Origin of the sequence: Enterococcus sp. AZ020, from assembly GCF_050499205.1 — a bacterium.
Lineage (GTDB): Bacteria > Bacillota > Bacilli > Lactobacillales > Enterococcaceae > Enterococcus_L > Enterococcus_L dunnyi.
Genome location: NZ_JBIPAT010000001.1, coordinates 1,661,711 through 1,681,574, shown reverse-complemented (window position 1 = coordinate 1,681,574; position 19,864 = coordinate 1,661,711). Strand labels below are relative to the sequence as shown.

Here is a 19,864-nt window from a genome sequence, read left to right as displayed (position 1 = left end):
TATGAGTATCAAGAAAACAAATAATAATACCTACAGGGTACGTAAAAAATACCCCGTAGAAGTTGTTCAACTGTTGGGATTGGATAATGAGTTCTATGATAGAATCTTCAAAACACGTAAAGAAGCTAAACAAGCTGATTTAGATTTTGACATTAGTAATCAACAGCTAATTGAAACACAAAATATCAGCTCTTTCGAGCTAGGAGGCGAGGTTCTCTTTAAAGATTTCTACAAAGATACATGGTTAGAGGATTATAAAAACGGATTTACTAGCTCTTATCCTACCCCGCCTAGCAAAGTCACTATCAGTAACACAATAGATGTTTTTCGGCTGCATATTCTTCCCATGTTTGGTGATTACACGCTGAACTACTTAAATCATCATAAAAAGCTTGTCGTTCAAAAAATGAGTGCTAAAGCAAAAGAATATGCAAATTTCAAGGTTATTCGAAGCTATGTCAATCAAGTGTTTGATTTAGCAGAAGAATATGAATACATTGAGCTTAACCGATTAAACAAAAGCTTGAAGAAAATCAAAGCCATAAAGAAACATCATATCAAAGAAGCTAAGAGAGCGGAAGATAAATACTTATCTGAAACTCAATTACTCGATTGGTTTAAAGCTGTTCAAGAAGATTATGACAATGAAGACCTAGCCCAACAAGATTATGTTTTATTTTGGACAACTTTCTTTCTATCTGATAGAAAATCTGAGACCTATGCTTTACAGTGGAAACACATAGACTTTACCAACAATAAGATTTATCTCAATCAAGCATTGGATAAATTCGGTAATGTGAAAAGTACAAAAGGAAATAAGTCTAGTGAACTAAATCTACCCGTTCAACTCAAACAAATATTAGTAAATTGGAAAGAAGCACAAAAAAAAGAGTTAGCCAAAGTCAAGATTAAACAAAATCGAGACCAATTTTTATTTACCTTCATTGACCGACAAGGAAATATTAATCAGCGTGTCCATACCGATTACCTTAATTATCGAATAAAATCCATTAAGCGACGTCACCCTAACTTAGCTCACTGTACACCTCATAAGTTACGTCATACAACTGCAACGCTTGCTAAAAAGGGCGGTATGTCACTCGAAAAGATTTCAGAAGCCTTAACGCATTCCGAAGTAGAGACAACAAAAACGTATATTAACGGTAATAATATTATTGAATTGACACCTGCTGACTTTATTTATAGCCAACTCACAAAAAGCATTGGTGGGGAATAGGTGGGGATTTTGGTGGGGATTTTCAAAAATCAGCAAAAAAAGACACCTTCCAATAAAATGGAAAGTGTCTTGAAACGTTGATATATAAGCAATATTAACGCTTAGAGAATTGTGAAGCTTTACGGGCTTTCTTAAGACCTGGTTTTTTACGTTCTACCATACGGGCATCACGAGTAAGAAGTCCAGCGCGTTTTAAAGCTCCGCGGAAGTCAGGATCTACTTCTAACAATGCACGAGCGATACCGTGACGGATCGCACCTGATTGACCAGAGTAGCCTCCACCGTTTACGTTTACGATAACATCATAAGCGCCTTTAGTTTCAGTTACGCCAAATGGTTGGTTGATAACTTCACGCAAGTCAGCGTGTGGAATATATTCTTCAACGTCTTTTTTGTTTACAGTAATTTTACCAGTACCTGGTACTAAACGTACGCGGGCAACAGATTTTTTACGACGGCCAGTGCCGCTATATTGTACTTGTGCCAATGAATTTCCCTCCTTAAATTAGGTTAGTGATATCTAATACTTCTGGTTGTTGTGCAGCATGTGGATGCTCAGCGCCACCGTACACGTTTAATTTAGTCAATTGTTTGCGGCCTAAAGTGTTTTTAGGTAGCATGCCTTTGATTGAGTTTTCGATCAAACGACGAGAATTTTTATCACGCAATTCACCAGCAGTAACAGATTTCAATCCACCTGGGTATTGGCTATGACGGTAGTAAATTTTGTCAGTTGCTTTGTTTCCAGTTAATTTCACTTGATCCGCATTGATTACAATTACGAAATCTCCAGTATCCACATGAGGTGTGAATGTTGGTTTATTTTTTCCACGTAGGATAGAAGCAACCACAGCTGAAAGGCGTCCCAAAGGAACATCAGTTGCGTCTACTACGTACCATTTACGTTCTACTTCGCCAGTTTTGGCCATATATGTTGTACGCACGTTTTTTTCCTCCAATTTTCTATTCGATGTTTGACATACACTTGAGTTTCCGGGGCTCATTGTGGGGCAAACAATACCATTTAACATAATACCCTCTATCACCAGTAAAGTCAATGGATTTCTGCGGTTTCTCGCTATTTTTCTTCTATTTTTTTCCGTCTAAAAATAATTATTTCCTGATTTGAAATAGAATACTCAAAAATAAGCGTATTATCTATTACGCACTTCCCTAGCCATTTTATGCATATTTTTCCTCTTTAAAACAATTTTATGTATATTTATTTATAAAAAGTGTTGATTTTTGTATTTTTGGGTGCTATGATGAGAACAATCAAAAAAAGATAACAAAAATGAAGGAGTGTTCCAGAATGAAAGAAAAAGTTGTTTTAGCTTATTCCGGAGGTTTAGATACCTCTGTTGCTGTTAAATGGTTGGTCGATGAAGGCTATGATGTGATCGCTTATTGTTTAGATGTTGGCGAGAAGAAAGATTTAGACTTCATCAAGAAAAAAGCATTGGAAGTTGGTGCTTCTGCTTCTTATACAATCGATGCTAAAGAAGAATTCGCGCAAGATTTTGCATTGATCGCATTGCAGGGACATACCTTTTATGAACAATCTTACCCATTGGTTTCTGCTCTTTCACGTCCTTTGATCGCTAAAAAATTAGTCGAGCTTGCTCACGAGACTGGTGCGACAACGATCGCTCACGGCTGTACAGGAAAAGGGAATGATCAAGTTCGTTTTGAAGTGGCGATCAATGCTCTTGCACCTGAGCTGAAAGTTATTGCACCTGTTCGTGAATGGAAGTGGTCACGGGAAGAAGAGATCAACTATGCTAAAGAAAAAGGTGTGCCGGTTCCTGCTGATTTAGACAATCCTTACTCTGTCGATCAAAACTTATGGGGACGTGCCAATGAATGCGGTATCCTAGAAGATCCTTGGGCAACTCCGCCAGAAGGTGCTTACGAACTGACTGTCAGCTTGGAAGATGCTCCGAATACGCCTGATATTATCGAGCTGACTTTTGTTGAAGGTGTGCCAACAGCGATCAATGACAAGGAAATGCTATTATCTGATTTGATTTTAGAATTGAATGAACTAGCAGGAAAACACGGTATCGGTCGGATCGACCACGTTGAAAACCGTTTAGTTGGGATCAAATCCCGTGAGGTTTATGAATGTCCTGCTGCAATCACATTGATGGCTGCTCATAAAGAGCTGGAAGATTTAACGTTTGTCCGTGAAGTCGCTCATTTTAAGCCGATCATTGAAAATCAGCTATCACAAATCATTTATAATGGTTTATGGTTCAACCCGCTGACCGATGCCTTGATCGCTTTCTTGAAGTCTACACAAAAATACGTCAACGGTGTAGTTCGTGTGAGGCTTTTCAAAGGCCACGCAATCGTTGAAGGACGTAAGTCAGCTAACAGCTTATACAATGAAAATTTGGCGACCTATACTTCTGCTGACACCTTCGACCAAGATGCTGCTGTTGGTTTCATCAAGCTTTGGGGGCTTCCAACAAAAGTCAACGCTGAAGTCCAAGCATCTTTGCATAAAAACAGCGATTAGCATTTTTGCTTTTCATATGTTAGATCAAATAGTGAGGTACCATTTGCGGGCAACGCAAATAAATGTATCCTGATCTATCCAGACTAACGACATATCTCAAGAGAATTTCCTTTTGATCTGCGGATCAAAATAAGGAAATCGATACGTCTACAGTCATTTATTTAAACTATTTTATAGACGTTTTAATAATGCATATTCATACATAAATGAGGTGAGTACGATGAAGAAATTATGGGGCGGTCGTTTTGAAGGTAAAAGTGAGGCATGGATCGATGCATTTGGTGCTTCGATCACTTTCGATCAACAATTAGCGCAACAAGATATTACTGGCAGTTTGGCCCATGTCAAAATGTTGGCGAAAACGGGGATTTTAACCCAAGATGAAGCAGAACAAATCACGAATGGTTTAAAGACTCTTCAAGTTAAACTAGCTGCAGGCGAGCTGGAATTCAGTATAGAAAATGAAGATATCCATCTTAATATCGAAACGCATTTACATGATGAAATCGGTCCTGTAGCGGGAAAACTCCACACTGGACGTAGCCGAAATGATCAAGTAGCAACAGATATGCACCTGTATCTGAAAGAAACGGTTCAAGAGGTTATTGAAAAAATTCAGCTTTTCCGCCAAGTATTAGTTCAAAAAGCTGAGGAAAACATTGAGACGATCATGCCAGGATATACTCATTTGCAGCATGCTCAGCCTATTTCATTCGGGCATCATATGATGGCTTATTACGGCATGCTGACACGCGATCAGGAGCGTTTTTCTGAAAGTCTAAAACGAATCGACATTTCACCTTTAGGCTGTGCTGCTTTAGCTGGCACGACTTTTCCGATCGACCGAGCGTATTCAGCTGAGTTATTAGGGTTCTCTTCTATTTACGATAATAGTCTGGATGGCGTTAGTGATCGAGATTTTATCTTAGAATTTCTTAGTAACAGTTCGATCATGATGATGCATCTTTCTCGTTTTTGCGAAGAAATCATTTTGTGGTGCAGTCATGAATTTCAGTTCATTGAACTGACAGATACCTTCTCTACAGGAAGTTCGATCATGCCGCAGAAAAAGAATCCGGACATGGCGGAATTGATACGCGGAAAGTCAGGTCGCGTATATGGCAATTTATTCAGCCTTTTAACGGTTTTAAAAGGGTTGCCTTTAGCTTATAACAAGGATCTTCAAGAAGACAAAGAAGGTATGTTTGACACAGCACAGACGATTCTAATTAGCTTAGAGATCATGGCTGGCATGGTCGAAACAATGTCCTTGAATAAAGAAACCATGGAAAAATCGACTGAAAAAGATTTTTCGAACGCCACTGAGCTTGCTGATTACCTTGCTAATAAAGGCTTACCTTTCCGCCAAGCGCATGAAATCGTTGGGAAATTAGTGCTCGATTGTACGAAAAAAGGGATCTACTTACAGGATATTCCTTTAGAGGAATATCAAGCAGTAACACCACTTATTGAAGCGGATATCTATCAAACGTTAGCTTCAAAAACAGCCATTGAGCGCCGTCATTCCTATGGTGGTACTGGCTTCGACCAAGTAAGAGCGGCTGTCGAACGCGGAAAAGAAGCATTAAAAAAAGAAGACAAAAAAAACACTACAAAATAAAAATTTGTTTTGTAGTGTTTTTGATCATCTAATTAACGAGTTTTTGTACGTGAATCTGCATCGATACCAGGTGCTTTACCTAATTTTGCTTGCAACATCCAAATATTTTTTTCAATATCTGTTTTGTTTGCAATAAAGATATCTTGTGTAGAATCGTCGCCTTCATCGCCAGAAACGTCAATTCCTTTTTGATATAGATCAGCTAAGTAACGATAGCCTTCTACTAATTTTTCCATACGTTCAGGAATCGTACGTTCATACGTACCAATTTCATCTTCAATTCCAGTATGGTCAGCAAATTCTTGTAATGTTGAATATGGAGCGCCGTCTAATGTGATCAAACGTTCAGAAATAACGTCTAACTGGTCATTGATTTCGTCCATAAGCTCATCCATTTTTGGGTGTAGCGTCAAGAATTCTGGTCCACGCATATACCAATGTGTTTGGTGGATCACTACTGAAAACTGGCTTAAATCTGCAACTAGTTGGTTCAAGACTTCTTTTGTTTGTTCAAATTTCATTATACATCATCCTCCTAAATATTTTATCTACATGTATCATTGTAGTACGAAACGGAAAAAAAGTACACTAAAATCTTTCATTTTTATATTATTTATCATTTGATAATAATTATAATCTAATGCTTAATCATTATTTACGATCGGTTGCGAGTCTAACGAATCAATAATTTCTTTGGCGACCTCATTCATGGCTACTTCCAACTCTTCATTCATCGCATCTACACTTTCAGCTCCAGCAATAAATGCCAGAAAAAGATTAAAGACTGCATCTTTTTGATCTTCCGGAACAAACCATTTCCCTTTTTCTTTTTCTAGCCGAATCTTAAGTTCGACCGGATCTGTTTTGATCTTGATCGTTTGAACACGCTCTTCTAGAATTGAAAAAGTTGCGTCTAACGTTTTTTGATCATTATTAGCAAGCTCAGGGCTCTCCATTGTTTTCTTGACCAATTCTCGTGTCATTTCCTGCATGGCACTGACTAAATCTAAACCTGTAATATAATAAGAAATCGTGGCGCCTTTTTTATTTTCATCGATTTGAACAACTTTATATGATGTCTTCTCTCTCGCTTGCTGTAATAGTTCTTTTGTTAACTGGCTCGATTGTTCTTCTTTCACTTTTGCACCAGCAGAAGATAGACCGTTAGCAAAATTTTCTTCAAATTTCTTACTATTTTCATCCAATTCTTTGCTAGCTTGTTCACCATCTCGAAATTCTTTTTTAAATTTATTACCTTCTTTTTGATAAATCAGACGATCGATCAGCAGCTCACCAGCATCTTCTGCCGAAATCCCCTTCGTCCCGCAACTTGTCAGAAGAAATCCAACGACTATCAACGGGACAAACCATAATTTCTTCATCCTCTTTCCTCCATTCTCTCATGTATTAGTAAAATAAGTCTATTGTTATCGATCAAAAAAGTCCGTCTAAATCAGCTCTCAGTTTTGCCAACTGATGATAACTTGCCGACAATTGTTGCTGCGTAGCCAAGTATATCGGATATAGTTGCTGATAGATCTGATTTCTAGCCGTTGTCGGGGTCACAGTTTCATAAATCTGCACATGTTTACAAGCCTGTTCTAGATCATTGATTTTTCCTACGCTCTGCCAACCAAGCAAAACAGCACCTAAAGCTGATGCTTCAATGCTTTCTGTCAATGATAACCCATAGCCTAAAACATCTGCCATGATTTCTTTAAACACCTCAGAATCTGCAAATCCACCGGTTGCACGTATTTCCTGTACAGGACCGCCCAATTCTTCCAGCTCCATCAGGATTCTTTTAAAGTTCAAGCAGATCCCTTCTATCACTGCCCGCATCATTACTTTATCATCATGATTTCGCTTTAAGCCAACAAAACTTCCTGCAGCTTCAGCATCCCATAATGGTGCCCGCTCTCCTAGTAAATAAGGATGAAACAGTAGCCCTTTCGCACCCGCCGGTACTTCTTTCACCTGTTCCATCACTGCATCATAGGAATTCTTCCCAGCAGTTCGTGCGTCCGACTGCACTTCTTTAAGTAGATTTTCGCAGGCCCAATCAAAAATGCCTGCGCCATTACTTGTTGCACCGCCAATGACCCAATGTGTTTCGTCCAGCACACAACAGAAGGTTTCCGCTTGCGGATGTACATAAGGCTGATCAACGATATAGCGCAAAGCGCCACTAGTTCCCACAGTTAATGTTGCTGTACCTTTTGCTATCGCGCCAAGACCTAAATTAGACAAAGGACCGTCTGCTCCGCCCAAAACAAAAATCGTTTGTTCAGTCAATCCTACTTGTTCAGCCAACTCCTTATCAAGTCCAGACATTTGATAGGTAGGTGAAGCTAATAGTGGTAATTGCTCTTGAGTAATCTGCATTTCTTCCAGTGCTTGCTGATCCCAGTCAAGAGTATGAATATTAAAAAAACCCGTACCCGAAGCTGTACTAAAATCAGTGATGTATCGATTGAAAAAACGATAAAAAATATACTCTTTCATTCCAATAAATTTTTTTGCGCGGTCAAAAATTTCTGCATGCTGCTCCTTCAACCAACGTATTTTGTGAAAAGGTGTCATCGGATGCATCGGCATCCCTGTATTCTGATAAATCGTTTGTCCCAATAACGTATTTTTGAATGCTTCAGCATATTTTTCTGCGCGATTATCCGCCCAGGTAATTACTCTTGTCAGTGGCTGCCCGTTTTCACCTACGGCAATCAGCCCATGCATCGCTGTTGAAAATGAGATCACAGAAATTTCTAAGGGCTGAACGGCTGACACTACTTGCCCAATGCACGAGACAACCGCTTGAAAAATCTGCTCTACATCCTGCTCTGCCATCCCCTCTGTTTCCTGGATCAGCGGATAGCGAACATACGCTGATGTTCGAACAGTTCCATCTTCGTTAAAGCCAACTGCTTTTGTTTGTGTCGTTCCGATATCTACACCGATCGCTACTTTTTCCATTTCCTCGCTCCTTTTCTCTTACTCCAATTATTCCTAATAAAAAAATATTTGTCTAGTTAAAAAAGGAAATATTTGCGTATTTTTATTTAGAGGAGGGATTTTATGTGCTTGTTTCAGTTTATTATTGGCAGTGTCGTCGGTTCATTTATTTGTTTAGTCGCTGAACGGGTACCGCTCGGGAAGTCTATTGTGGTTCCTGCATCACAGTGTCCGGATTGTCAGACTAAGTTACGATTTTTTGAGTTGATTCCAATTGTCTCCATTATTTTATTAAAATTCCGTTGTCGTTACTGTCACCATAAATTGCCAGTCAGTTATTTGTTTAGTGAGTTTATTGTTGGTTTTCTATTTCTATTGACCGATTTTGGTAACAATTATTCCATGTATATTTTCTTCTTTTCACTTACCGCTTTTACTTTGACTTTAACGGATATTTTTTATTTGATTGTGGAGCCTAAGCTTTTTTATCCCTTCTTATTGCTGCTATGTGGTTTTCACTATTTTTTAGAATTACCCTTTCATGTAACTACCGGTGCTTTCCTATTCATTATTCTGACTAGCTTCAATTATGTATTCACAGAGGCTATTGGAGGTGGAGATATCCTTTTGATCACCTCTTGGGGAGTGTTGCTCGGCAATAAATCATTGATTTTACTATTATTTATTGCCAGTGGCTGTGCATTACTCGTTTCATTATTTTGCCGTCTCATTTTAAATCAAAAAATAGAACAGCTTCCATTTGTTCCATTTTTAACTATTGGTTTGCTCGTAATATTTTTGTATGAGTAACCATTCAAAAAAGGTGAAGAATCAGAATTTCCGTTCTGTTTCTTCACCTTTTTCTTTTCTCTATATCGTTAGGTTAGCCCCAACATACGGCTCCCCATAATACGCAAACCCAACCTGCTTTTACTTCTGTTTTCTCTGTTCTTGTTAGTTTTTTCATGTTCGTTTCCTCCTTTTTATTTAGCCCCAGCATACGGCTCCCCATAATACGCAAACCCAGCCTGCTTTTACTTTTGTTTTCTCTGTTCTTGTTAGTTTTTTCATGTTCGTTTCCTCCTTTTTATTTAGCCCCAACATACGGCTCCCCATAATACGCAAACCCAGCCTGCTTTCACTTTTGTTTTCTCTGTTCTTGTTAGTTTTTTCATGTTCGTTTCCTCCTTTTTATTTAGCCCCAGCATACGGCTCCCCATAATACGCAAACCCAGCCTGCTTTTACTTTTGTTTTCTCTGTTCTTGTTAGTTTTTTCATGTTCGTTTCCTCCTTTTTATTTAGCCCCAACATACGGCTCCCCATAATACGCAAACCCAGCCTGCTTTCACTTTTGTTTTCTCTGTTCTTGTTAGTTTTTTCATGTTCGTTTCCTCCTTTTTATTTAGCCCCAGCATACGGCTCCCCATAATACGCAAACCCAGCCTGCTTTTACTTCTGTTTTCTCTGTTCTTGTTAGTTTTTTCATGTTTAATTCCTCTTTTCCAATTATTTATATATCAAATTCTTCGCATAACCTGCTATAAAGAATTTTTTAACACTATTTTATTAATTTTAGAATTTCTATTGTTTCGTCAGCTTCCATCACGCCCTCAAATCGTAGAACTTCACCATTTTTTATAACAATCATCGTAGGCGTTCCAGTTATATTATATTTTTCACTAAATTTCTTCGTTGAAAAATTATCACCATCAAGAAAATAGACTTTTTTCTGAGTTGTCTGTATCGCTTCTGTCAATACTGGCTGAAAAACACGACAAGCACCACATGAGTCTTTCCCATAATAAATAATCAACTCTCGCTTTTCATTTATAGCTGCCATTATTTCCTCTTCAGTTATCGATTCCATTTTCTCTTTGTCATTGGAAAAAGAAAGTTTGGAAAAACAGAAACTTCCCGTAATAAGCATCAAAAACATCAACACTATCATAACTTTCTTTTTTTTCATCGTATCACTCCATCTTCCATCAAAACGATTTCATCACATTCCTTTAGCAAATTCTGGTCATGAGTAATTAGGAGCACTATTTTACTTTTCGATAGTTCTTTGATAATTTTGAAAAATTCCTTCGTTGAATTTTTATCTAAATTTGTTGTCGGTTCATCGAATATATATAACGGTTTTTCTTCTGCTAACGTTCTAAGCAATAATATTTTTTGTATTTGTCCTTGTGATAAGTTTCCTCCCTGAGAAAAAATCACATGATTATCTGGTAATTCCAAATTTATCCTTTTTTGATAGTCAACAAGCTTATTAGAAAGAGATATCCCTTTCTCATCTAAATTAAATTGGATGTTGTTGCCAACTGAATTTTTAAACACAGACATTTCAGGGAAATATGCATTGATATAATCTGTAATATTTGTATCAACTAACGAAGAAAAGATTTGTCCATCTATCATTATTTCTCCAGCATCTGCTTTCAAAATACCTAATAAAATTTTTATTAACGTCGTTTTACCAGAACCATTTCCGCCAGATATTCCCATCAGATTTCCTTTTTTTAAACACAGACTCACATTAGTCAACACTGCTGCACTATTTTCATACGAAAATGAAATATTTTTTAGCTCTACCTGACTCATTTCTTTAGAGATATCCAATGATCGAACTTCTCGGTTTATACTACTATCGTTACCACTATTTTGAATATAGGCTACGGCCATTTCACTTTTCTGCACTTTTAACCATGTTTGAATAATCGGTTTGAGTTTTGAGATAACAATTGAAATGATAAACACACTAAGAACCAATTCAGACATCGACTGATCTTTGCCAAAAATATACGAATAAATGAATAAGCCAAAAGTACTTAATAACATGCATGAACTGATTAACTCAAATAAAGAATCTATTTTTGCAGATAACTCATAACTAATTATTTTCTTATCAAAATAATCAGACATCTTATTTAATACTTTTTCTTCCGCCACTCCATCTTTTTTGAATAAACGAATGTCTAAAGAATGACTTACTTGCTCTTCAATTGTCGATGACAAACTGTTTGAGCTAGTAACCAACGCTTTCTCAAAATTTCTAATCTTTTCTGCTTCTTTCATTACTAAAACAATATAAATAAATGTCCAAAAAAACATGATAATGGCTAAAAAGACATTGATACTAGACAAAAGTCCGAATAAAAATAGAATAAAAATAGAATCAAACTTTAAATATAATTTATGAAGGATTCCTGTAACTGATAACAGTAAGTTCCAAAAATGGCCCATTATATTATCCATATTGCGTTTTTCTACAAAATTATTCGTTTTTTGTTGATAGTATTCAAATAGGACTTTTTGCTGAAATTGGTTTTCTAATGCTGTTTTTAATTGGATATCTTTTTGATTCACATAATAATATGCACCCATTAGTGATAGAAAAAAGACAACTGCTGAAAAGAAATAGGTCATGGTAATATTTTCCATTTGAAAAATCATGATATACTGCATAAAAAATGTTACACTTAAAGGTAATATATATTTCAGTAACGTTAAAAGAAAGATTTCACACTTTGTCTTTATTTCGACCTTCTCTATGATATCTTTATAAAGCTCCTGAACTTGTTTTACTTTATCTTTACTCACTTTTTGAACTGCTTCTACACAAAGTGCATAACCCATAAATTTCTTGGAAAAATTTTCGATTTGTTCGGTCATAATTTGAGGTTCTGCTGGATCTGAAAAGGTGACCAAATTATCTTTTACATTATGAATTACAATATAATGGGGCATCCCTTCTCGATGAGTCACGCAAATTAGTGGAAATCTTTGTGTAAATAATTCCTTAAGATCCGTCACTTGGTAGGCCTCACTCATTACACCGTTCTTTTCTAAGATTTCTTGTATATCTAATAATGACAATCCTTGCTCCAAAGTATCAACTTGTTGGTTGAACTCTATCACACTATTTTTTACTTTTAGCTGCTTCAGCATTGTTTGAATCGTTGCGATACCGCAATCATTGACCATATCCTGCATAATATGCGCATACATTTAGTTCAACTCCTTTTATTCAATAATATCGATATTGCCAAATCCTAATTCTACTTTAATTAATTCAGTCACATTTTTTTTGCTCTTTTTTGAATTGTTTACCTGACCCTGATTCGTTTCAAGATCATAGCTTCGTTCAAAATCTTTAGGAACCTGTACAACAACATTTCCTTTATTCATCTGAATATTGAGTTTTTTCAACACTTTAGTATCTTTACTTTGAACAGTTACGACTAATTTTTCCTTACTATTTTTAGCAACACTTACTCCTATATCTGTAACGAATGAAATTAGCATTTTATTTTTATTCGGCTCGATCTCTTTTAATTTTTCTCCAAATGACTTAGGAATTTCCCCTGAAATTTTAATCGTATTTTGATCCCCTTGCTCTAAAATAACTAAAACATCTTGGCTGATACCTTTTAAAGAAATATCAGACATTTGTTCATCTGTTAATTCCCACTTTTGACTTACTTTTATATTTTCCTCGTTTACATAGTTTATATAGAAAGCAACTGCAATGATTAACCCAATTACAAGAACTATAAGTTTCTTTTTCATTATTCATTCCCCCATTTTTTATTTTTTTGCTATATTCGTTTTTATCCATTTCTCGACATCACGAATTGAAATGCCTGCTTCTGGCGTCCACTCAACTTTGCTGACCAGTTTTCCTTGTTCGATCTTTGCTACTGTTGGCGTATAATTTAGATTGTAAGTTTCTGTAAATTCTTCCCACATCTTTTCCTGTGTTCTTAATTTTGCAACATTTAAATACATAAGTTTGTCCTGAATAACATATTCTTTAATCAATTCAATCAGTTTCGGTTCAAAATCATTACAATCGCCACACGTTGGTCGTCCTACGTAAACGTAAAACGAATCTTGTTGTTTTATTTTTTTCTCAAAAGAGTCCACGGTGATAGCATCAACATAGTCGTATATCTCAGGATAATTGCCTTGTGAAATAACCAATGCTTCTTCTTTATTTTCCACTTCAAGACTTAATGAATATGCTTTAGTTGCAGAAAATACACTACTTATAAGAAAAATCACTAGTAACAGTCCATAAAATATTTTCTTTCTCATTATTTTCACCCCATCATTTGAATTCTCTATTACGAAAGATATTAAAGCTAACGGCTAAAGCAATAACACTATAAATCAAGCTGCTAAATAGGGCAGTTTTTAGCTGCTCATTTGTAAATACGCTCAAATCAGTAATACTACGTAGATTAGAGAAGAACAAGGTGTCTAAAAGAAAGTCAAATTTTTTAAAGTAATTTGAAATAATGTTGGAAAGAAGAGTATCTCCAATAAACGCAATAGCAATAAATATAGCAACAGATGTATATGATGCATGGAATACATTGAATAGGAATATTCCTACACAACTCACTGCTAAATATAACGGAAGCTGTACAAAAAATGGTTTCAAAGCAACTTCTAAGGGAAAACTACCTTTCAAAATCAATGTAGTGATCATTAAGCTTCCTGCATAAGCACTAACAAATAATAAAGTTAATAGAAATGTTAATACTACCTTGCTTGAAAAGAATTTCTTTCTACTAATACCTGCAATCAACGAATTGTTTACCACTCGATAATTAAAGTCATGTCCCCAGCAAACCATAAAAATGTTGGTTAGGAAAATTGGGATAAGCATTGAACCATTAGACATACCTGACTGTATTAGTTCTTTCGCTGTATCGGTGCTGGATGCTCCTAAAAATCCGAAAAATGCACCTACTAGAATCAATCCAGATATTGAATAAAAACACAGTGAACTTTTTACGATTCTGTACCCATCTGATTTCAATAAATTGATCATCTTACATTCCCCCTTCAATTAAGTTTAAGTAATACTCTTCTAAATTTTCTTCTTTGTAATAGTAATTCGTTAGATAGATATCCTGCTTAAATAGTAGCTGAGCTATTTTTTCCATTTGATTTTTTTCTACGTTAATATAAAGTTCTCCACCGTTTGTTTCCACATTATATTGGAAATCACTTAGGATTTTTTTGGCCTGGCGATTGTCTGAGCTTTTCAAAACAATATATTGTCCGCATTCACTTTCCAATTCATCTTTGGTTAGCTCTTTTATTAATTTTCCTTCATTTATAATTCCATATCTGCTTGCAACAAGTGACAGCTCGGTCAAAATATGGCTTGAGATTAGAATGGTTGTTCCGTACTCCTTATTTAAACGATGAATAATTTCTCTTATTTCAACAATTCCCTGAGGATCTAATCCATTGATCGGTTCATCTAAAATAAGAAATTCCGGATGATCCAATATCGCTAACCCAATACCTAAACGTTGTTTCATCCCTAAAGAATAATCCTTAAACAATTTCTTGCCATCTACCTGGTCCAAACCTACAAACTCTAATACTTCATCAACACGTTTTTTATTTTTGATGTTTTTTTGAATCGCGTAGTAGTTTAAATTATCTCTGGCAGACAAGTATGGATAACATGCCGGTCCTTCAATAACAGCTCCCATTTTTATGTGTTTTTTCGAATTATAGGATAAAGTCCCTGAACTTTTTTCAATCAATCTGGTCACTAATCGAATAAAGGTTGTCTTACCCGCGCCATTTTTCCCAATAAATCCATAAATATCTCCTTTGCTAATAGTCATAGACACTTCATTCACAGCTTGATATTCTTTGTATTTTTTTACTAAGTTATTTGTTTTTAATAAATAATCCACCACTTTAATTTCTTTCATTTTTCTCACTCCCGTTTTCTAACTTGTCATGTTTATTCTATTTCTAATACTTCAATATCCTCGACGTTTAAATGCTCAAAGAACAATTCCTTTTCTGTTTTTTGTGGAATCATGATAATTTTCAAGAGCTCCCCTTTGTTAAGTACTTTTAACAACTTATCCTCACTACCATTGTTTACAATGACTAATTTTCTATGTATAACTTCTTGATCTTCTATGAAATACTTTATTGTTGTCATGATTACACCTTCCTCTTTATGTATATTTCTTAGCGCATCTTTTGTTTCTACATTTATTTCTTCATACCTTTATTTTGTCCACCATAACGCAAACATTTCAAAAAAATACATCTTATCTCATTCCTTTTCTTTTTTATCTTTCTTACAAGTCTTACTTTACTGTCTTATGCTTTTTTTAAACAGGACATCTTTGTCATCTTTCTCAATAAAACGAGTAACAACTGTTTTATGGAATGATGCATTTACCTGTTTGTTTCTCTGTTCTCTTTACATGTATTACTTTACTATTTTATGTTTTTTTAAACAGGACATCTTTGTCCTGTTTATTTTCTTCTATAAATTAGAACCAAAAAATAGACTGTAGGACAAACTAAATAGTAGTTTGTCCTACAGTCTATTTCCGAATAAACGGCCATGTGCTATGCTTGAATCACATCAACGAACAATATTGTTTCACTATTGTTCGCAGACAGTGTTGCACAGTCCCTACTTGGTCACAAACATTTGAAAAACATATGTAGCGACTGATCATCATCCGTTCGTAAACTCATTGTGATTCTGAGTAATTTTCATATATTGCTTCTTATTTTTCTTAGAGCGAAACATTTTTGCCTCAAATTCTATAATCCGCTAGTTACATCTTGTTCCCATTCTTGTTTGATTCGTTCAGCAAGCAAATGCTCCCCATGTAATTCCGCAAGCATTACTGCATCAGTATATTTCTTATTTGCTTTTTCTAAATCATTAGAATACAGCCAATATTTTCCTTCGACCATGTCAATGATTGGTTTTCGATGAAAGTCCTGACTCATCTTCATTATTGTATTTGAAATTTTCACTATATCTAAAAGTTTATCATATCTATCAGAAATAACATACAATCCTGCGATGGTTCCCAATACTCTATTTAGAATGATCAATCCAAATTCTGAGCTATAATTTACTTGTTCTATTGTCTTCTCTACTAAAGCATCAAATTCTTGATTTTTAAATGGTTTAAAAAAACAGCAATCAAAATATAAATGGACAATCAATAAATCATTATCAGAATACTCTTTTTTATTTTGAACTTGAAAAAAGTAATCCTGTAAAATCCCCTCACCAAAATCGATTTTCTCTGAAAGGTTAACATCATTTTGAGCCTGAGCGGTGTCTATTAACAGCTGTTCTTCTTCTGGCAACATTTCATAATAGTCTTTATAAATCTCTTCAAATGTATCCTCAACCATTTTTTCCATAGCATCGTTATACTGAGGAGGTCGTTTGAATAAATTCATCTTTAATTGAATATACCGTTTAGGCAATATAACTTGATTCTCATTGATCAAATGTGAAATAGGCACAGAAAGTTGTTTTGATATGTAAGTAAGCTTCGGAAGTGTGGGTAACGATTCTCCTGATTCGATTCGAGAAAGCTGTCGCACAGTCAATTCTAATTCATCGTCACAAAATGATTCTCGGCTCAACTTTTTTTGTTCACGAAACATTCGAATTTTTTTTCCTAATTCTAATTTTATATCCACTTTGTCACCCTCTCAAAAAAATGCTATATAATCAATATATTGATTATATAGCAAATGTAATAAAATCGCAACATCTAGAATCATAAGTAATTCATATAGATATTTAATTAATTTTTTTCCTTCCAATTTTTCCGAATAAAGCCTGCACGCCCAGATCCCTCACGATACAGATTATAATGAACACTGTGTTTCTTATAATAATCCTGATGGTAATCTTCTGCGGGATAGAAAGTTTGAGCCGGTTCTATCTTGGTTACGATCGGTTGTGTAAAACGACCGCTGGCTTGTAGTTCTGCTTTGGATTTTTCTGCTGTTTCTTTTTGTGCCTCATTTGAATAAAAAATCACTGGACGATAGGAATCTCCCCGGTCTGCAAATTGTCCTAGTGCATCTGTCGGATCCGTCTGCTGCCAATAAATTTCTACCAAATCCTTATACGGCATGATCGTCGGATCATACGTGATTTCTACCGCTTCTGTATGCCCAGTAGTACCCGTTGTGACCTGTGCATAGGTTGGATTTTCCACATGTCCGCCAGTATAGCCTGACACAACAGAAATAATTCCCGGCTGACTATCGAATGGTTTGACCATACACCAAAAACAGCCGCCGGCAAAAATAGCTTTTTCATAATGTTGTTCCATTGTCGCACCACCTCTTTTTTTCTATCATAAGCTGAACAGGCAAATAATCCTATTGATTTGCTTAAAGTCCATTGACATGGGATGGTTCCCACATGATAGATTAAAGAAAAAACAAAGGATGTGTCAAAACATGAAAATCATCGTAGAAGACAATTATGAAAAAATGAGCCGTGTTGCAGCAAATGTTTTATTAGGTAAAATGTATCAAAACAAACGAGTAAATCTAGCCATCACAGCTGGATCGACACCTGTAAAAATGTACGAATACTTAGTAGACGATGTTAAAAATAAGACGTACTTTGACAATGTTCACTACTATAATTTCGATGAAATTCCTTTTAAGAAGAAAGCAGGCTACGGCGTTACGATGTCAAATTTAAACAAACTATTTTTTGAGCCAGCAGAAATCGATTCCGGTCATATCCACCCGCTTGACGAAAAAAATTACAAAACCCAAGATTCAAGAATCGCACAAGATGGCGGCTTAGATTTGATTTTGCTTGGGATCGGAGCAGATGGCCATTACTGCGGAAACCTACCGGGAACAACAACCTTTGAAAACTTAACTTCTGTTGTAGACGAAAATGCGACTGAAAATATGAAAGATATCTTACTCAGTGAAGTTGGCGGAGATGAAGCCGAGCGCCCTGATTTTTATGTAACAATGGGACCGAAAAGTGTTATGCAAGCAAAAGAAATCGTATTATTTGCTACAGGAAAGAAAAAAGCGAAGATCATCAAACAAGCTTTCTTTGGCCCTGTAACAAATGACGTTCCAGCTTCACTGCTTCAAGTTCATCCGAACTTAACAATTATTTTAGATAAAGAAGCAGCGGCAGAACTTGATTAATAAAAAAGCTAGAATCGTAATCGATTCTAGCTTCAGACTGTAGACAAATACGTTTAGGTTTCTAGAAATAGAAATTCTGAACGTATTTTTTATTTATTTCTGAAAAAAGAGCAAAAAAAGAAAGGTTCTCGCCCTTTTCTTTAGCCCCATAGGGCTAACTTTTTCAAATTCATGGCAGCAAAAATCAGCCGCGTATGGACAGCGACTTTTTCTAAGGTTCGATACTTTGTCCAGCGCATTCCGTGTTTTTCTTTGGCATCCGCAAAAACTCGCTCAATTGTTTCTTTTCGTTTGCCATAAGTTTCTCGATTAAACGCGGTATGTCGAAGATGTTCCGCTTCTTCTAAGCCCTTTTTCCAAACATGACGTGTGATGACCTTTTGGTGGCTTTCACTCCGTGTGCATTGCGTTAATTGAGGACAGTTTTGGCAAATATAACTTTTGGATTTATACTCACGATATCCTTCTCGAGTAATGGTGGAAAAAGACAATACTCTATTTTCTGGGCATAAGTAACAGTCGTAGTATTCATCATAAACAAATTGTTTTTTAGGGAGTAGCGTTCGATCGCCACGAGGTCTTGTATAAGGGAGAACAGGGCGAAGATTTCTCCGTCGGAGAAATTCTACAAAAGTAGCTGTTTTATACCCAGCATCTGCCGCAACAGCACGTACTTTGGGAAATTTGTGACAAACGGTTTTCACTAAATTCGGAGCCACTTGACTGTCATGAAGGTTTCCGGGGGTAACAATAACATCTAGAATAAAGCCGTGTTCATCACAAGCTGTATGAGCAGAATAAGCAAATTGTTTCTCTCGTTCCCCTTTTACATAATAACCACTTTCAGGATCAACTTTACTTATTTTCCGTTCTTTCAACTCACTTTCTGTTGGGAAAATAAAAGGACGCTTTCCTGCCTTGATGCGTTCCTCGTTAATTTCTTTCTCTAATTCTGATTGATAGGCCTTAGCTTCAATATGGGTCATTTCTCTAGTAAAATGGTGCTTGTTTGCATTGGCTTTGATATGAGTAGAATCCATATAGAGAACATCTTCCGTAACCATCCGAGCTTTGACAGCTTGTTCCAGTATGTAGGCAAAGATATCTTCAAAGAGTGTGGTCTCTCGAAAGCGGCGAACATAGTTTTTTCCAAAGGTAGAGAAATGTGGAATGGTTTCATTGAAATCGTAGCCTAAAAACCAACGATAAGCGACATTCGTGTCTATTTCTTTTATGGTTTGACGCATGGAACGGATACCAAAGAGATATTGAATGAAGACGATTTTGACTAAAACCACAGGATCAATACTTGGTCGACCTAAGGTCGAATAAGTTGATTCAACAATTGGATAAATGAAGGTAAAATCGATTGCTTTATCTACTTTTCGAATCAAGTGATCTGTTGGGACAAGTTCTTCCAAGGAAATCATCATGTACTGATCTCTGCCATTCATTGGGTGTTTTGTCATCATTTTTCCCACTCTCCTTTAAAACGTTTTCATACGTTAAGTATAAAAGAAAAAACTGTAG

At 36.0% G+C, this 19,864-nt stretch carries 23 protein-coding genes; 5 read left to right on the top strand and 18 right to left on the bottom strand.

Translation table 11 applies throughout. From position 1 onward, the window contains the following. Position 1: 1 nt before the first annotated feature. Positions 2-1,237 (top strand): tyrosine-type recombinase/integrase, encoded by a 1,236-nt coding sequence (locus IGI58_RS08170; RefSeq protein WP_429953856.1) that lies wholly within the window; start codon positions 2-4, stop codon positions 1,235-1,237. Between the two features lie 94 nt (positions 1,238-1,331). Here the strand turns inward: IGI58_RS08170 and rpsI are convergent, their stop codons facing one another. Then, the gene (gene rpsI / locus IGI58_RS08165) at positions 1,332-1,724 is read right to left on the bottom strand and encodes a 30S ribosomal protein S9 (protein ID WP_069662643.1); all 393 of its coding nucleotides are present in this window, start codon (positions 1,722-1,724) and stop codon (positions 1,332-1,334) included. A gap of 13 nt (positions 1,725-1,737) precedes the next feature. Beyond that, positions 1,738-2,166 (bottom strand): 50S ribosomal protein L13, encoded by a 429-nt coding sequence (gene rplM / locus IGI58_RS08160; protein WP_303393937.1) that lies wholly within the window; start codon positions 2,164-2,166, stop codon positions 1,738-1,740. Between the two features lie 383 nt (positions 2,167-2,549). On the opposite strand from rplM, the gene IGI58_RS08155 reads away from it, so the two are divergent. Both IGI58_RS08155 and argH read left to right on the top strand, forming a co-directional pair. Continuing rightward, entirely contained in the window at positions 2,550-3,758 is a 1,209-nt protein-coding gene (locus IGI58_RS08155) for an argininosuccinate synthase (protein ID WP_429953857.1), read from the top strand. Between the two features lie 220 nt (positions 3,759-3,978). Further along, positions 3,979-5,379 (top strand): argininosuccinate lyase, encoded by a 1,401-nt coding sequence (gene argH / locus IGI58_RS08150; protein ID WP_429953858.1) that lies wholly within the window; start codon positions 3,979-3,981, stop codon positions 5,377-5,379. Positions 5,380-5,411: 32 nt separating this feature from the next. On the opposite strand, the gene IGI58_RS08145 is transcribed toward argH, so the two are convergent. From IGI58_RS08145 to IGI58_RS08135, 3 genes are all read right to left on the bottom strand, one after another. After that, entirely contained in the window at positions 5,412-5,900 is a 489-nt protein-coding gene (locus tag IGI58_RS08145; RefSeq protein WP_087640474.1) for a Dps family protein, read from the bottom strand. A gap of 123 nt (positions 5,901-6,023) precedes the next feature. Next, positions 6,024-6,761: a DUF5105 domain-containing protein gene (locus IGI58_RS08140; RefSeq protein ID WP_087640473.1), complete on the bottom strand. Its 738-nt coding sequence runs from the start codon at positions 6,759-6,761 to the stop codon at positions 6,024-6,026. Positions 6,762-6,813: 52 nt separating this feature from the next. Further along, complete coding sequence (locus IGI58_RS08135) at positions 6,814-8,352, bottom strand: gluconokinase (protein ID WP_429953859.1); 1,539 nt, start codon at positions 8,350-8,352, stop codon at positions 6,814-6,816. A gap of 102 nt (positions 8,353-8,454) precedes the next feature. Between IGI58_RS08135 and IGI58_RS08130 the strand changes: the two genes are divergently transcribed. Beyond that, positions 8,455-9,141, top strand: coding sequence for a prepilin peptidase (locus tag IGI58_RS08130; RefSeq protein ID WP_429953860.1), 687 nt, complete (start codon positions 8,455-8,457; stop codon positions 9,139-9,141). Between the two features lie 73 nt (positions 9,142-9,214). Here IGI58_RS08130 and IGI58_RS08125 read toward each other — a convergent pair whose 3' ends face one another. The 12 genes from IGI58_RS08125 to msrA all read right to left on the bottom strand — a co-directional run bounded on the left by IGI58_RS08125 (position 9,215) and on the right by msrA (position 17,484). Next, on the bottom strand, positions 9,215-9,352 hold the full coding sequence (locus IGI58_RS08125; RefSeq protein WP_429953861.1) for a hypothetical protein: 138 nt from the start codon (positions 9,350-9,352) through the stop codon (positions 9,215-9,217). 70 nt (positions 9,353-9,422) lie between these two features. Further along, positions 9,423-9,560 (bottom strand): hypothetical protein, encoded by a 138-nt coding sequence (locus IGI58_RS08120; protein ID WP_429953862.1) that lies wholly within the window; start codon positions 9,558-9,560, stop codon positions 9,423-9,425. A 70-nt stretch (positions 9,561-9,630) separates the two neighbouring features. Further along, positions 9,631-9,768 (bottom strand): hypothetical protein, encoded by a 138-nt coding sequence (locus IGI58_RS08115; protein ID WP_429953862.1) that lies wholly within the window; start codon positions 9,766-9,768, stop codon positions 9,631-9,633. 122 nt (positions 9,769-9,890) lie between these two features. After that, positions 9,891-10,298, bottom strand: coding sequence for a thioredoxin family protein (locus tag IGI58_RS08110; RefSeq protein ID WP_429953863.1), 408 nt, complete (start codon positions 10,296-10,298; stop codon positions 9,891-9,893). After that, the gene (locus IGI58_RS08105) at positions 10,295-12,343 is read right to left on the bottom strand and encodes an ATP-binding cassette domain-containing protein (protein ID WP_429953864.1); all 2,049 of its coding nucleotides are present in this window, start codon (positions 12,341-12,343) and stop codon (positions 10,295-10,297) included. Before IGI58_RS08105 ends, IGI58_RS08110 begins: the two co-directional genes overlap by 4 nt. Before the next feature lie 15 nt (positions 12,344-12,358). Beyond that, positions 12,359-12,904, bottom strand: a complete 546-nt coding sequence (locus IGI58_RS08100; RefSeq protein WP_429953865.1) for a hypothetical protein — start codon at positions 12,902-12,904, stop codon at positions 12,359-12,361. 18 nt (positions 12,905-12,922) lie between these two features. Beyond that, positions 12,923-13,432, bottom strand: a complete 510-nt coding sequence (locus IGI58_RS08095; protein WP_429953866.1) for a thioredoxin family protein — start codon at positions 13,430-13,432, stop codon at positions 12,923-12,925. Positions 13,433-13,445: 13 nt separating this feature from the next. Further along, positions 13,446-14,174: a hypothetical protein gene (locus IGI58_RS08090; protein WP_429953867.1), complete on the bottom strand. Its 729-nt coding sequence runs from the start codon at positions 14,172-14,174 to the stop codon at positions 13,446-13,448. Between the two features lies 1 nt (position 14,175). After that, positions 14,176-15,078, bottom strand: a complete 903-nt coding sequence (locus IGI58_RS08085) for an ATP-binding cassette domain-containing protein (protein WP_429953868.1) — start codon at positions 15,076-15,078, stop codon at positions 14,176-14,178. 32 nt (positions 15,079-15,110) lie between these two features. Further along, entirely contained in the window at positions 15,111-15,317 is a 207-nt protein-coding gene (locus IGI58_RS08080) for a hypothetical protein (RefSeq protein WP_429953869.1), read from the bottom strand. A gap of 620 nt (positions 15,318-15,937) precedes the next feature. Continuing rightward, complete coding sequence (locus IGI58_RS08075) at positions 15,938-16,840, bottom strand: helix-turn-helix domain-containing protein (protein ID WP_429953870.1); 903 nt, start codon at positions 16,838-16,840, stop codon at positions 15,938-15,940. Between the two features lie 107 nt (positions 16,841-16,947). After that, on the bottom strand, positions 16,948-17,484 hold the full coding sequence (gene msrA / locus IGI58_RS08070) for a peptide-methionine (S)-S-oxide reductase MsrA (protein WP_429953871.1): 537 nt from the start codon (positions 17,482-17,484) through the stop codon (positions 16,948-16,950). Between the two features lie 130 nt (positions 17,485-17,614). On the opposite strand from msrA, the gene IGI58_RS08065 reads away from it, so the two are divergent. Further along, on the top strand, positions 17,615-18,334 hold the full coding sequence (locus tag IGI58_RS08065; protein ID WP_429953872.1) for a glucosamine-6-phosphate deaminase: 720 nt from the start codon (positions 17,615-17,617) through the stop codon (positions 18,332-18,334). A gap of 140 nt (positions 18,335-18,474) precedes the next feature. Here IGI58_RS08065 and IGI58_RS08060 read toward each other — a convergent pair whose 3' ends face one another. Beyond that, positions 18,475-19,806, bottom strand: a complete 1,332-nt coding sequence (locus IGI58_RS08060; RefSeq protein WP_429952958.1) for an IS1182 family transposase — start codon at positions 19,804-19,806, stop codon at positions 18,475-18,477. Positions 19,807-19,864: the final 58 nt, after the last annotated feature.